Here is an 11,582-nt window from a genome sequence, read left to right on the forward strand (position 1 = left end):
GGAGGAAAAGATGGACTCGAATGAAAAAGAGCTAAGCCTCACCCCAATTCCTGGGAAGAGTGGGAAGGCCTACATGGGGACCTACCCAGATGGTGGGCGCGTTTTTGTAAAAATGAATACGACCCCAATCCTTGCGGGTCTAGCAAAAGAACAGATTGCTCCTCAATTGTTATGGAGTCGACGTTTGCCAGATGGAAATGTGATGAGTGCCCAAGAATGGTTGAATGGGGAGATTCTCACGCCAAATGGAATGTCAAAAAAACAAGTGGTCAATATTTTAACGAGATTGCACCGTTCTAGACCTTTGATGACCCAATTAAAGAAACTTGGGTATCCTGTGGAATCTCCTTTAGAGTTACTCAATTCTTGGAGTAACCGGTTGCCAATTGCCCTACGTCAGAACCACTACATCCAATCAGTCGTAAAGAATTTACGGAAGACAGTGCCAGCCTTTCGGGAGGATTATGCGACGATCGTCCATGGGGATGTCCGTCATAGTAACTGGATTGAGACAGAGAGCGGCTTGATTTATCTAGTCGATTGGGATTCCGTTCGTTTAACTGACAGGATGTTGGATGTGGCGCATATCTTGAGTCACTATATTCCAGATTCCAATTGGCGCGATTGGTTAGGTTATTATGGTTACAAGTACAACCAAAAGGTGTTTGATAAACTCTATTGGTTTGGTCAATACTCCTTCTTGTGGCAAATTGCTAAATACTATGAAAATAATGATTTAGAAAATGTCAATCGCGAGATCTATGCTCTGCGCAATTTCCGGTTGAAATATGGAAAGGAAATATGAGAGTTAGAAATCGTAAAGGAGCGACAGAATTACTAGAAGCCAATCCACAATATGTGGTCCTAAATCCAGAAGATGCTAAGGGAAAATGGCATGGGATTTTCGGAAATGACCATCCTATTCATATCGAAGTGGGTAGCGGAAAAGGGGCCTTTATTACTGGGATGGCTAAGGCCAATCCAGAGATCAACTACATCGGAATTGATATTCAAAAATCGGTCTTGAGCTATGCTTTAGATAAGGTCTTAGAAGCAGATGTTCCTAACATTAAATTGCTTTGGGTAGACGGAGATAGCTTGACTAACTATTTTGAAGATGGGGAAATTGATCAGCTTTATCTGAATTTTTCAGATCCATGGCCAAAGAAACGTCATGAGAAGCGTCGCTTGACTTACAAGACTTTCTTGGATACCTTCAAGCAAATTCTTCCAGAACATGGGGAGATTCACTTTAAAACAGATAATCGAGGTCTGTTTGAATACAGTTTGGTGAGCTTTTCACAGTATGGTATGACTTTGAAGGGAGTCTGGCTAGACCTTCATGCTAGTGATTTTGAGGGAAATGTCATGACGGAATATGAGAAGAAGTTCTCAAGTAAAGGACAGGTCATTTACCGTGTAGAAGCACAGTTTTAGCATATTCCTTGCAATCATTGGGGAATCGTGTTATAATACATTAAATGAATAGAAAAGGAGAGGCGGGGAAATATCTTCGCCTCTTATCTATGAGGAGGTGGCAACCATCGCAACGATTGTTGACTTAGTAACAGAAGTGATTCAGCCTGCCATCCAGGAACCATTTGAATTGGTCGATGTTGAATATGGCAAAATGGGTGGTGACTACGTCTTAAGCATTTTCGTAGACAAACCAGAAGGGATCACACTGAATGATACAGCGGATTTGACAGAAATCATTAGCCCGCTATTGGATCAAATTAAACCAGACCCATTTCCAGAACAGTACTTTTTAGAAGTTACCAGTCCTGGTTTGGAGAGACCTTTGAAAACCAAGGAAGCACTCGAGGGAGCTGTTGGCAAGTATGTCAATATCAGCTTGTATAAGGCTGTTGAAAAGCAAAAGGTCTTTGAGGGGAACTTGGTAGGTTTTGAAGAGGATGTTTTGACCATTGAGTATATGGATAAAACACGAAAGAAAACTGTAGAAATTCCTTATAACCTTGTGTCCAAAGCAAGGTTGGCTGTAAAATTGTAACAGAATGAAAGAAAGGATGCCTTTATAGTAAAGGCAAGAAAAACATGAGTAAAGAAATGCTAGAAGCCTTCCGCATTTTGGAAGAAGACAAAGGGATCAAAAAAGAAGATATCATCGAAGCCGTCACAGAATCATTGCGTTCAGCTTATCGCCGTCGTTATGGACAATCAGAAAGTGCAGCGATTGAATTCAATGAAAAAACTGGAGATTTCCGTGTTTATACGGTTCGTGAAGTGGTGGATGAAGTCTTTGATAGCCGTTTAGAAATCAGCTTGAAGGATGCCTTGGCCATTAGCTCTGCTTATGAGTTGGGGGATAAGATCAAGTTTGAAGAAGCACCAGCTGAATTTGGTCGTGTAGCAGCTCAATCTGCCAAACAAACGATCATGGAAAAAATGCGTAAGCAAACGCGCACCATCACCTATAACACTTATAAAGAACATGAAAATGAAATCATGAGTGGAACGGTGGAGCGCTTTGACAATCGTTTTATCTATGTCAATCTTGGCTCAATCGAAGCACAATTGTCTAAGCAAGACCAGATTCCAGGAGAAGTGTTCCAATCTCATGATCGAATTGAAGTATTTGTCTACAAGGTAGAAGATAATCCACGTGGTGTCAATGTCTTTGTTAGCCGAAGCCACCCTGAAATGATCAAACGTTTGATGGAACAAGAAATTCCTGAAGTCTATGATGGAACTGTTGAGATTATGAGTGTAGCGCGTGAAGCTGGAGATCGTACAAAAGTTGCGGTTCGTAGCCATAATCCAAACGTAGATGCGATTGGGACTATCGTTGGTCGTGGTGGATCGAATATTAAAAAGATTACCAGCAAGTTCCACCCAGCTCGATACGATCAAAAATTAGACCGTATGGTTCCGACAGAAGAAAACATCGATGTCATTGAATGGGTTCCAGATCCAGCTGAATTCATCTACAATGCGATCGCTCCTGCAGAAGTGGACCAAGTTATTTTTGATGATGAAGATAGCAAACATGCTCTCGTTGTGGTTCCAGATAATAAACTATCTCTTGCCATCGGTCGTCGTGGTCAAAACGTTCGTTTGGCAGCTCATTTGACTGGTTACCGCATCGATATCAAATCTGCTAGTGAGTTCGAAGAAATGGAAGCAGCTCAAGAAACTTTTGAAGACCAAGTAGAAAGTGGCGAAGAGCAAGTCGATTAAGAGAGGGAGGGAAAATGGTAAAAACAAGAAAAATCCCTTTAAGAAAATCTGTCGTTTCAAATGAAATTATTGATAAGCGCGATTTGCTCCGCATTGTCAAAAATAAAGAAGGACAAGTCTTTATCGATCCAACTGGCAAAGCCAATGGTCGAGGTGCTTACATCAAGCTAGACAATGAAGAAGCGGCACTTGCTAAGAAAAAGAAAGTTTTTAATCGTAGCTTTAATATGGAAGTGGAAGAAGCTTTCTATGATGAATTGATCGCTTATGTAGATCATAAGGTGAAGAGAAGAGAGTTAGGCCTTGAATAAGCAAAAGATAAGTAATTTGTTGGGCTTGGCGCAAAGAGCAGGAAAACTCATTTCTGGAGAAGAACTCGTGATCAAAGCCATCCAGGAAGAAAAAGCACAATTAGTTTTTCTGGCAAATGATGCAGCTAGTAACCTGACAAAAAAGGTGACAGATAAGGGTCACTATTATGAGGTTCAAGTATCTACCGTGTTTTCAACACTAGAATTAAGCACTGCAATTGGACGTGCCCGTAAGGTCGTCGCTGTTGTAGATGCTGGATTTTCAAAGAAAATGAGGTCTCTTATGGAATAGAAGAGGAGGACAGCAATTGTCTAAGAAAAGATTATACGAAATTGCCAAAGAATTGGGCAAGGAAAGTAAAGAAGTCGTCACTCGTGCGAAAGAATTAGGTTTTGACGTCAAGAGTCATGCATCTAGTGTCGATACTGATGTTGCTGAAAAGTTGATCAAGAGCTTTTCAGCGAAAAAAGAAACAGTCGAAAAGAAAGTAGCAGAAGTGGCTGCCAAGACAACGGCTGTCGCAGAGAAAAAAGAAGCAGCGCCCGTCAAAAAAGAAGGAGCAACTGAGACAAAATCAGTAACGCCAGCTGCTAAACCAAAGAGTCGTAACTTTAAAGCGGAACGAGAAGCGCGTGCAAAAGAGCAGGCTGAACGTAGGAAACAACAAGATAATCGTCCAAAACGCGATCGCAAGGACAATCAGCGTCATGGTGACAACCGAAATCAACGACCACAAGAGCGAAATGAACAACGAAATCAAGGTTCTGAGCGTCGCAATAACCGACCAGATCAAAGACGTAGTGCACAACCCCAAGTGGCACCAAAAGTTGATTTCAAAGCGCGTGCAGCGGCACTGAAAGCTGAACAAAATGCTGAATACGCACGTGGAAGTGAAGATCGCTACAAACAACAAGCTGCAAAAGCAGAACAAGAACGTCAACAGCGCCGGAAACGGGTAGAAGCACCAGAAGTGAAAGCACCTGTACAGGAGCCAGCTCTTGAGAACCATACAAAACCAGCTGTTGCTGCTGCTCCAGCTCAAGTCGATACACGTCGGAAGAAACAAGCGCGACCAGATAAGAAACGCGATGATTTTGATCGTGAAGAAGATGGTCCAAGAAAACAACAAAGGAATCGAAATAGTCAAAATCAAGTGAGAAATCAGAGAAATAGTAACTGGAATAACAATAAGAAAAATAAAAAAGGAAAGAACAACCGTAATGATGCTCCAAAACCAGTAACAGAGCGTAAATTCCATGAATTACCAAGTGAATTTGAGTATACGGATGGAATGACGGTTGCCGAAATCGCAAAACGCATCAAGCGTGAACCGGCTGAAATCGTCAAGAAACTCTTTATGATGGGAGTCATGGCGACTCAAAATCAATCGCTGGATGGAGATACGATTGAACTCTTGATGGTGGATTATGGAATTGAAGCCAAGAAAAAGGTTGAAGTGGACAATGCCGATATCGAACGCTTCTTCGTTGAAGATGGTTATTTGAATCCAGATGAGTTGGTAGAGCGTCCACCAGTTGTCACCATCATGGGACACGTTGACCACGGTAAAACTACCCTTTTGGATACCCTTCGTAATTCACGTGTAGCAACAGGTGAAGCGGGAGGAATCACTCAGCACATCGGGGCTTATCAAATCGTGGAAAATGGCAAGAAGATTACCTTCTTGGATACACCTGGACACGCGGCCTTTACTTCTATGCGGGCGCGTGGTGCATCTGTTACGGATATTACCATCTTGGTTGTAGCAGCAGATGACGGGGTGATGCCACAGACCATCGAAGCCATCAACCACTCAAAAGCTGCCAATGTTCCAATCATTGTGGCTATTAACAAGATCGATAAACCAGGCGCTAATCCAGAGCGTGTCATCGGTGAATTGGCAGAGCATGGAGTTATGTCAACTGCCTGGGGTGGCGATTCTGAGTTTGTAGAAATCTCAGCTAAGTTCAACCAAAATATCGATGAACTCTTGGAAACGGTCCTTCTTGTGGCTGAAATCCAAGAACTCAAAGCAGATCCAACTGTTCGTGCCATCGGTACTGTTATCGAAGCGCGCTTGGATAAAGGAAAAGGTGCGGTGGCAACCCTCCTTGTTCAACAAGGTACTTTGAATGTTCAAGACCCAATTGTTGTCGGAAATACCTTTGGACGTGTCCGTGCCATGACCAATGACCTTGGACGTCGTGTGAAGGTGGCAGGACCATCTACTCCGGTTTCTATCACTGGTTTGAACGAAGCGCCAATGGCGGGTGACCACTTTGCGGTTTATGAAGATGAAAAATCAGCGCGTGCAGCGGGTGAAGAACGTGCCAAACGTGCTCTGATGAAACAACGACAAGCAACCAACCGCGTCAGCCTTGAAAATCTCTTTGATACCTTGAAGGCTGGGGAAGTGAAATCCGTTAATGTCATCATTAAAGCCGATGTACAAGGTTCGGTTGAAGCTCTTGCTGCTTCCCTTCAAAAGATTGAAGTAGAAGGTGTGAAAGTGACCATCGTTCACTCAGCAGTTGGTGCGATCAACGAATCAGACGTGACCCTTGCAGAAGCTTCAAATGCCTTCATCATCGGATTTAACGTCCGTCCTACTCCACAAGCACGTCAACAAGCTGAAGCTGACGAGGTGGAAATCCGTCTTCACTCAATCATCTACAAAGTGATTGAAGAAATGGAAGATGCCATGAAGGGTATGTTGGATCCTGAGTTTGAAGAGAAAGTCATCGGGGAAGCAGTTATTCGTGAAACCTTTAAAGTCTCTAAAGTGGGTACCATCGGTGGATTTATGGTCCTCAGTGGTAAGGTTACACGTGATTCCAAAGTTCGTGTCATTCGTGACGGTGTCGTGATCTATGACGGAGCTCTTGCAAGCTTGAAACACTTCAAAGATGATGTCAAAGAGATCACAAATGGTCGTGAAGGTGGATTGATGATTGAAGGTTACAATGATATCAAGACAGATGATACCATCGAAGCCTACATCATGGAAGAAATTAAAAAATAAGCAAGCTGACTAGGAAAAAAAGGGGGATCCTCTGATTTCCTAGTTTTTAAACACAGAGCAGAAAGGAGTTCCTATGGCAAGTCATTTTCGGACAGACCGAGTAGGGATGGAAATCAAGCGGGAAGTCAATGAGATTTTACAAAAGAAAGTCCGTGACCCGCGTGTTCAAGGCGTCACCATTACGGATGTTCAAATGCTAGGTGATTTGTCTATGGCCAAAGTGTATTATTCAATTATGAGTGATTTGGCTTCAGACAATCAAAAGGCTCAGACAGGCCTTGAAAAAGCAACAGGAACCATCAAGCGTGAATTAGGTCGGAATCTGAAATTGTACAAGATTCCAGATCTTACTTTTGTGAAAGACGAATCCATCGAATACGGGAATAAGATCGATGAGATGTTGCGCAATTTGAACAAAGACTAGAGAGGTTGGGACCAATAGTGTCCAACCTCTTTTTTGACTCTTAAAATGAGGAAAATAAAACAGAAAGAAAAAAACGGTTTCAAAAAATAATAGAAATTTACAGAAATCTCTTGTGTGATTGGAAATTATCCTTTACAATAGGAGAGGAGTTTTATTTCTGATCTCATATTTGGAGGAATGATCATGTCCATTAACTGGCAGGAAATTTTGTTTAACTTTTTGGGAGGGTTGGGTCTCTTTCTCTATAGTATTAAAACCATGGGAGAAGGACTGCAACAAGCTGCAGGGGACCGTCTTCGCTACTATATTGATAAATATACCAGCAATCCCTTTCTTGGAGTCTTAGTAGGGATTGTTGTGACAGCCCTTATTCAGTCTAGTACTGGGGTAACGGTGATTACCGTTGGTCTGGTCAGTGCGGGTCTCTTGACCCTACGTCAAGCCATTGGGATCATCATGGGGGCTAATATCGGGACTACGGTCACCTCGTTCATTATTGGGTTTAAACTGGGAACTTATGCCCTTCCAATTATGTTTCTTGGAACGGTCTTACTTTTCTTTACAAAGAATCGAATGGCCAACAATATTGGTCGGATTCTCTTTGGGGTTGGAGGAATTTTCTACGCTTTAAACCTGATTAGTGCGGGAATGAGTCCTTTGAAAGAATTGCCAGAATTTAGTCAGTACATGATCACCCTTGGGAAAAATCCAATTCTGGGTGTTTTAGCAGGAGCCATCATCACCGTTTTGATTCAAGCTTCGTCAGCTACCATTGGGATTCTACAAGGTTTGTATTCAGGTGGTTTCCTAGATCTTCGCGGTTCTTTACCTATTCTTTTTGGGGACAACATCGGAACAACCTTGACAGTTATTATTGCAGCGATGGGGGCCAATGTTTCTGCTAAGCGTGTTGCAGCAACTCACGTACTCTTTAACTTGATCGGTACAATCCTTTGTTTGATCTTGTTAACACCTTTTACAGCCATGATTGAATACTTCCAAGGGCTCTTGCACTTGTCACCAGAAATGACCATTGCTTTTTCTCACGGAGCTTTCAACGTGACCAACACTATCATTCAATTCCCATTCATTGGAGCTTTGGCATACTTTGTAACCAAACTGATTCCTGGTGAGGATGAGGTTGTCAAATATGAGCCACTCTACTTGGATGAAAACTTGATCACTCAAGCGCCTTCGATTGCTCTTGGAAATGCGAAAAAAGAGTTGCTTCATTTAGGTGGATATGCAGACAAAGCTTTTAATCTTTCTTATGATTATATTGTTCATCAAAATGAGAAAACAGCTGAAAAGGGTCATAAGACAGAAGAAGCCATCAATACCATTGATGATGATTTGACTCGCTACCTGATTCGTTTGTCAAGTGAAGCCTTGAGTCCGAGAGAAAGTGAAGTTCTCACCAATATCTTGGATTCTTCACGGGATTTGGAGCGGATTGGAGATCACGCGGAAGCCTTGATCAATCTGACCGATTATTTAATTCGTAAGAAAGTGGTCTTTTCAGAAGCGGCCTTGGCTGAATTGGAAGATATTTACAACCAAACCCATCAATTTGTAGAGGATGCCTTAAAAGCTGTTGAGAACAATGATGTGAGTCTTGCAAACCAATTGGTAGCACGTCACGAGGCAATTGAAAAGTTGGAGAAAAGACTTCGGAAAACCCATATTCGTCGTTTGAACCAAGGTGAATGTACACCTCAAGCCGGAGTGAACTTTATTGATATTATTTCTCACTATACACGAGTTGCAGACCATGCCATGAATCTGGCTGAAAAAGTACAAATCGAGCAAATTTAAGGAACGTCAAACAGAGTAAGTAGGAAGCTTACTCTGTTTTTTTGTTGGATTCTATTCAAAAATAGGTCTAGACCATTTACAAATAGAAGTGAAAGCGTTATAATATGTATGAATATAAATGGAACACAGTTCCTACAATGGAAAGGACGATTTTATGTCTACATATATTAAAGCAGATCAATTTTATTACCCACATGGGGTTCGCCGCGGAGGCTATTTGGAGCTTGTTGATGGCAAGTTTGGGAAACATGTGGAAAGCTTACCAGAAGGTGCGGATGTGCTGGATTATTCTGGTTACAGCATTGCGCCTGGCCTCGTAGATACCCATATTCACGGATTTGGTGGGGTAGATGTGATGGATAATAATATCGAAGGTACTCTCCATACCATGAGTGAAGGGCTCTTGAGTACAGGGGTTACGAGCTTTTTGCCTACGACCTTGACTTCCTCTTACGAACAACTTTTGGCAGTAACGGAAAATATCGGTGCACGATACAAAGAAGCAACAGGAGCTAAGATTCGCGGGATTTATTTTGAAGGACCTTATTTCACAGAAAAATACAAGGGAGCTCAAAACCCGTCTTATATGAAGGATCCAAGTATGGAAGAATTCCGTGCTTGGCAAAAAGCTGCCAATGGTCTGTTGAATAAGATTGCCCTTGCTCCCGAGCGTGAAGGGGTGGAAGAATTTGTTCGGACTATTACAGGAGAAGGGGTGACAGTCGCTTTGGGACACTCCAATGCTACTTTTGAAGAAGCTAAAAAAGCGGTTGATGCAGGTGCGAGTGTCTGGGTGCATGCCTACAATGGTATGCGTGGTTTGACGCACCGTGAACTCGGTATGGTTGGTGCCATGTATGAGTTGCCTCATACCACAGCAGAGTTGATCTGTGATGGCCATCACGTTGATCCGCTAGCATGTGATATCCTGATGAAACAAAAAGGAAAAGAAAATGTTGCCTTGATTACTGACTGTATGACAGCTGGGGGATTAGAAGACGGGGATTATATGCTTGGGGAATTCCCAGTCGTGGTTGCTGAAGGGACTGCTCGCTTGAAATCAACTGGTAATCTAGCTGGCTCAATCTTGAAATTGAAAGATGGATTAAAAAATGTTGTAGAGTGGGGAATTGCTAACCCTCACGAAGCAGTGATGATGGCCAGCCTCAATCCTGCAAAATCAGTCCATATTGATGATGTTTGTGGTCAAATTCGAGAAGGTTATGATGCGGACTTCATTGTGCTTGATCAAAATTTGGATCTGGTGGCGACCTATCTCGATGGGGTCAAACGTTACCAAGCTATGAACTAGATTCAAGAATCGAAGATAGAACAAACCTCTCTAGGTCATACCTGGAGAGGTTTTTGTGATGTATTCATAGGGGGATCAGTATGTAGGATCTTTTTTTGTTTATCCATGGTAGTGCAATTTTGTGAATGCTGTCTTTTCATGCTATAATGGGAATTGAAATGTGAGGTAGCTTATGAAGGCAATTGATATACGTTTTTTATTGATGGGAATTTTTTTCTTGCTCTATGGTATTGTAAGAAAAAATATTTTTATTGTGATCGTTGGTGGGGCATTCTTAGTTTATAGTTTTTATAGCAAGAAGATGGAGCCAACCAAGAAGAATATTTTTAAACCAGAGCTCAAGCTTCGAGGGCCTAAGAAACCGAAATTGAAGAAAGGAAAGAAAAAATGAATCATTATCGTTTAAATAATGGGGTGGAGATTCCTGTATTGGGATTTGGAACTTGGAAAGCAGCGGATGGAGAAGAAGCCTATCAAGCTGTGTTAGCTGCTTTAAAAGCAGGTTATCGCCATATCGATACAGCTGCGATTTATCAAAATGAAGAGAGTGTGGGTCGGGCGATCAAGGATAGTGGTCTTAAGCGCGAAGACTTGTTTATTACTACCAAACTTTGGAATACGAATCATACTTATGAAGAGGCTCAAGCTGCTTTGGAAGCGTCTCTTGAAAAACTGGGCTTAGATTATGTCGATCTATATTTGATTCATTGGCCAAATCCAAAGCCCCTTCGAGAAAGTGATGCTTGGAAAAAACGAAATGCTGAGGTTTGGCGAGCCATGGAAGATATGCTAGCTGTTGGTAAGGTTCGGGCTATTGGCATTAGCAATTTTCTTCCTCATCATTTGGAAGCGCTCCTTGAAACAGCTCGGGTCATCCCAGCTGTGAACCAAATTCGTCTAGCACCTGGGGTTTACCAAAGCGAAGCCATCGCTGCAAGTCGCAAGCATGGTATCTTACTAGAGGCTTGGGGACCTTTTGGTCAAGGGGAGTTGTTCCAAAATGAACAAGTAAAAGAAATGGCTAGTAAATATGGAAAGACCGTTGCTCAACTAGCTTTAGCTTGGAGTTTACAAGAAGGCTTCCTTCCTTTGCCAAAATCGGTTACGCCTGAGCGGATTGCGAGTAATTTAAATTGCTTTGATTTTGAATTGACGGCAGATGATGTGGAACTCCTGCGCCATCTTCCGGTTGAAGCAGGTGCACCAGATCCGGACACCAAAGATTTTTAAAAGAGAATTTCTATTCATTAATGAAAACCGAGGACAGTTTCGTTCTCGGTTTTTAAAAACCTTTCAAATATGAAATAATTTTAAGGGGCTAACAAAAACAGATGTTCTATAATATTTTCCCGGCCAACTTCAAAAATTTCCGAACGAAAATAAGTTAATAATTAGTAATATACGTAAATATTACAATTGTGTTACAATTCATTTTTGAATGAATCTTCAGATAATTTTGCGTTATAATAGTTACTATTAAAATAAAAGGGGAGTTT

11 protein-coding genes and 2 pseudogenes are annotated in these 11,582 nt (G+C 41.9%); all 13 read left to right on the top strand.

Translation table 11 applies throughout. The features are described from left to right. The first annotated feature begins 10 nt into the window (after positions 1 to 10). Entirely contained in the window at positions 11 to 805 is a 795-nt protein-coding gene (ccrZ, locus tag HMPREF1195_RS10160) for a cell cycle regulator CcrZ (RefSeq protein WP_023920250.1), read from the top strand. Then, on the top strand, positions 802 to 1,437 hold the full coding sequence (trmB, locus tag HMPREF1195_RS10165; protein WP_023920251.1) for a tRNA (guanosine(46)-N7)-methyltransferase TrmB: 636 nt from the start codon (positions 802 to 804) through the stop codon (positions 1,435 to 1,437). The genes ccrZ and trmB overlap by 4 nt, the downstream gene beginning before the upstream one ends. A gap of 97 nt (positions 1,438 to 1,534) precedes the next feature. Beyond that, positions 1,535 to 2,014 carry a ribosome maturation factor RimP gene (rimP, locus tag HMPREF1195_RS10170; protein ID WP_023920253.1) on the top strand — a complete coding sequence of 160 codons (480 nt, stop codon included), beginning with the start codon at positions 1,535 to 1,537 and terminating at the stop codon, positions 2,012 to 2,014. A gap of 44 nt (positions 2,015 to 2,058) precedes the next feature. Beyond that, positions 2,059 to 3,201, top strand: a complete 1,143-nt coding sequence (nusA, locus tag HMPREF1195_RS10175) for a transcription termination factor NusA (RefSeq protein ID WP_003010402.1) — start codon at positions 2,059 to 2,061, stop codon at positions 3,199 to 3,201. 14 nt (positions 3,202 to 3,215) lie between these two features. Next, positions 3,216 to 3,512: an RNase P modulator RnpM gene (rnpM, locus tag HMPREF1195_RS10180; protein WP_003010401.1), complete on the top strand. Its 297-nt coding sequence runs from the start codon at positions 3,216 to 3,218 to the stop codon at positions 3,510 to 3,512. Continuing rightward, positions 3,505 to 3,804, top strand: a complete 300-nt coding sequence (locus HMPREF1195_RS10185) for a YlxQ-related RNA-binding protein (protein WP_023920256.1) — start codon at positions 3,505 to 3,507, stop codon at positions 3,802 to 3,804. The genes rnpM and HMPREF1195_RS10185 overlap by 8 nt, the downstream gene beginning before the upstream one ends. A gap of 16 nt (positions 3,805 to 3,820) precedes the next feature. Further along, positions 3,821 to 3,944: pseudogene (locus tag HMPREF1195_RS11445) on the top strand (translation initiation factor IF-2 N-terminal domain-containing protein); the annotation flags it as partial. 98 nt (positions 3,945 to 4,042) lie between these two features. Then, positions 4,043 to 6,535, top strand: a pseudogene (gene infB / locus HMPREF1195_RS10190) (translation initiation factor IF-2); the annotation flags it as partial. A 73-nt stretch (positions 6,536 to 6,608) separates the two neighbouring features. After that, the gene (gene rbfA, locus HMPREF1195_RS10195; protein ID WP_003003976.1) at positions 6,609 to 6,959 is read left to right on the top strand and encodes a 30S ribosome-binding factor RbfA; all 351 of its coding nucleotides are present in this window, start codon (positions 6,609 to 6,611) and stop codon (positions 6,957 to 6,959) included. Between the two features lie 183 nt (positions 6,960 to 7,142). Continuing rightward, positions 7,143 to 8,774, top strand: a complete 1,632-nt coding sequence (locus HMPREF1195_RS10200; RefSeq protein ID WP_023920260.1) for a Na/Pi cotransporter family protein — start codon at positions 7,143 to 7,145, stop codon at positions 8,772 to 8,774. Positions 8,775 to 8,928: 154 nt separating this feature from the next. Further along, on the top strand, positions 8,929 to 10,086 hold the full coding sequence (gene nagA, locus HMPREF1195_RS10205; protein WP_023920262.1) for an N-acetylglucosamine-6-phosphate deacetylase: 1,158 nt from the start codon (positions 8,929 to 8,931) through the stop codon (positions 10,084 to 10,086). Positions 10,087 to 10,258: 172 nt separating this feature from the next. Beyond that, positions 10,259 to 10,477 (top strand): hypothetical protein, encoded by a 219-nt coding sequence (locus HMPREF1195_RS10210; RefSeq protein WP_023920264.1) that lies wholly within the window; start codon positions 10,259 to 10,261, stop codon positions 10,475 to 10,477. Beyond that, positions 10,474 to 11,316: an aldo/keto reductase gene (locus tag HMPREF1195_RS10215; protein ID WP_023920266.1), complete on the top strand. Its 843-nt coding sequence runs from the start codon at positions 10,474 to 10,476 to the stop codon at positions 11,314 to 11,316. The genes HMPREF1195_RS10210 and HMPREF1195_RS10215 overlap by 4 nt, the downstream gene beginning before the upstream one ends. Positions 11,317 to 11,582: the final 266 nt, after the last annotated feature.

Source organism: Streptococcus parasanguinis CC87K (genome assembly GCF_000507765.1).
GTDB classification, from domain to species: Bacteria; Bacillota; Bacilli; order Lactobacillales; family Streptococcaceae; genus Streptococcus; species Streptococcus parasanguinis_J.

What these genes read in the sequence shown, in the direction of transcription:
- nusA (WP_003010402.1), top strand. Translation starts at nt 2,059, where the DNA reads ATGAGTAAAGAAATGCTAGAAGCCTTCCGCATTTTGGAAGAAGACAAA.
- trmB (WP_023920251.1), top strand. Translation starts at nt 802, where the DNA reads ATGAGAGTTAGAAATCGTAAAGGAGCGACAGAATTACTAGAAGCCAAT.
- HMPREF1195_RS10215 (WP_023920266.1), top strand. Translation starts at nt 10,474, where the DNA reads ATGAATCATTATCGTTTAAATAATGGGGTGGAGATTCCTGTATTGGGA.
- nagA (WP_023920262.1), top strand. Translation starts at nt 8,929, where the DNA reads ATGTCTACATATATTAAAGCAGATCAATTTTATTACCCACATGGGGTT.
- HMPREF1195_RS10210 (WP_023920264.1), top strand. Translation starts at nt 10,259, where the DNA reads ATGAAGGCAATTGATATACGTTTTTTATTGATGGGAATTTTTTTCTTG.
- HMPREF1195_RS10200 (WP_023920260.1), top strand. Translation starts at nt 7,143, where the DNA reads ATGTCCATTAACTGGCAGGAAATTTTGTTTAACTTTTTGGGAGGGTTG.
- ccrZ (WP_023920250.1), top strand. Translation starts at nt 11, where the DNA reads ATGGACTCGAATGAAAAAGAGCTAAGCCTCACCCCAATTCCTGGGAAG.
- rnpM (WP_003010401.1), top strand. Translation starts at nt 3,216, where the DNA reads ATGGTAAAAACAAGAAAAATCCCTTTAAGAAAATCTGTCGTTTCAAAT.
- rbfA (WP_003003976.1), top strand. Translation starts at nt 6,609, where the DNA reads ATGGCAAGTCATTTTCGGACAGACCGAGTAGGGATGGAAATCAAGCGG.